General features: G+C 57.5%; 3 protein-coding genes. 2 read left to right on the forward strand and 1 reads right to left on the reverse strand.

The features are described from left to right. Positions 1 to 257: 257 nt before the first annotated feature. On the forward strand, positions 258 to 536 hold the full coding sequence (locus WBR57_RS25870) for a hypothetical protein (protein ID WP_424087803.1): 279 nt from the start codon (positions 258 to 260) through the stop codon (positions 534 to 536). Positions 537 to 541: 5 nt separating this feature from the next. Next, a complete protein-coding gene (locus WBR57_RS25875; RefSeq protein WP_424087804.1) occupies positions 542 to 754 on the forward strand; it encodes a hypothetical protein in 213 nt (70 codons plus the stop codon). A gap of 202 nt (positions 755 to 956) precedes the next feature. On the opposite strand, the gene WBR57_RS25880 is transcribed toward WBR57_RS25875, so the two are convergent. Then, positions 957 to 1,493 carry a phosphatase PAP2 family protein gene (locus WBR57_RS25880; protein WP_424087805.1) on the reverse strand — a complete coding sequence of 179 codons (537 nt, stop codon included), beginning with the start codon at positions 1,491 to 1,493 and terminating at the stop codon, positions 957 to 959. Between the last annotated feature and the right edge of the window lie 71 nt (positions 1,494 to 1,564).

Below are 1,564 nucleotides of genomic sequence, written 5' to 3' on the forward strand. Positions count from 1 at the left end.
AAACCGCCTGAGGTGTATTGGACAGACCACAATGGCGCCATCGAAAGACACCGCTTTCCGCGGGGAATCTGCCGCGCTGTTACGGTAGTTCTCACGATCGCACACCTGAACCACACGCCGGGCGACGATCGCGACGAGAATCTAAAAGCGCTCTGCCAATGGTGTCACCTGAATTACGACAAGGATCACCACCGCGTCACGCGGAGCGAGCGGAAGGACCAGGCGCGGCCGCTATTCGAAAATCTTGGAAGGAACCGATGGCCCTTAGCATTGAAGAAATCGACGCGATAGCCCGCGAATTATGGAAACACATGAAGCCGGTAATGGTCGAACTGGCACAATCCGTCTATAAGGCACACGAGCTACCGCCCGCGGCGGCGATTATGATTCCTAGGCTCGCCGACCTCTTGATCGACTTGCAGCAGCAGGCTTTCGAGGCCGGAGTAGTCGCCACGATTGCCAATATTCAAAAAATGGATGAAGCCTTGGAGGCCGCTGCCCGAGCGAGCAACATTCGAGTTCCCAAGGCGAATTAACTCCCATGACCCACACCCAAGAACTTCACGCGGCCCGCATGCGTCTTTCCTCCGTCGGACGGCGCCTGGCGGAAATTCAGAAAAGCAATTTACCGCCAGCCGAAAAGAAGGCCGCGCGGAATAAAGTTTGGTGCGATGCGCTTGCCGATCTCCGTTTCCTCAATGAAGAGAAATTGCGACTCGCGGGATGGAATTATATCCGAAGGATCAGAGGATGAGCGTCGATTGGCTTCTACGGCGCGATTGGGATAGGGTCTATCCGTTCGTCGATGCCCTGGAATTTCGCACGAGCAAGCAAATCTCCGAGCTCGCGCACATGGGGAAGTGCGCCACCCAATACGCGCTCGTATTGGCGCACCGATACCAACTGGTCGAAGCGAAGAGCCACAACGGGCGAATGCTGTGGAGACTCAGCCGCACTCAGGCGCCGGCGCCACGCAACAATTCAGACCATATCGCCCCGAGCGCCGAGCCGATCACCGCACCGGCGAGCACGTCGGTTAAATAGTGCAGCCCGAGGATTACGCGCGACGTAGCGACGGCAACGGCTATGACTAGCAGAATCGGCCACCAGTGCGGGTAGAAATCGAATAGAGCCGAACAAACCGCGAAAGCAGTCATGCTATGACCCGACGGAAACGAGAATTGATCTGGGGCCGCGATGCGCGCCCAGCGATGCGGACCATGCGGCCGCGGACGGCGAATGTGTACCTTAAGGCGAGCGAATAGAAGAACCGCGGAGCAAGCCGAAAGAAACGCCGCCGAAAAAGCTTGCAGCCGATCGGTGCCGCCGAAGCTGAGAACCAGCAGGCCGGCCGACCACCACAGCCAGCCATCACCGCCACGCGAGCACGCCACGATAAAGAGTCTCACAGTTCGCGGAGGTTTTGAGCGGGAGCAGCGATTGAGCAGCGCGCCATCAGCTCGTAAAATTCCGCGGGTGAGTCGGTCGACCATCGCGTAGAACGATGGTACTAAGTACAAATAAACCAATGCAAATCGCAACAATCGTCTGGTCTAAAGCGTCT

Origin of the sequence: Pseudomonas sp. (assembly GCF_049590575.1) — a bacterium.
Taxonomy (GTDB): Bacteria; Pseudomonadota; Gammaproteobacteria; order Pseudomonadales; family Pseudomonadaceae; genus Aquipseudomonas.

Excerpts from the sequence above, each read along its gene's own strand:
- WBR57_RS25870 (WP_424087803.1), top strand. The coding sequence starts at position 258 with ATGGCCCTTAGCATTGAAGAAATCGACGCGATAGCCCGCGAATTATGG.
- WBR57_RS25875 (WP_424087804.1), top strand. The coding sequence starts at position 542 with ATGACCCACACCCAAGAACTTCACGCGGCCCGCATGCGTCTTTCCTCC.
- WBR57_RS25880 (WP_424087805.1), bottom strand. The coding sequence starts at position 1,493 with ATGGTCGACCGACTCACCCGCGGAATTTTACGAGCTGATGGCGCGCTG.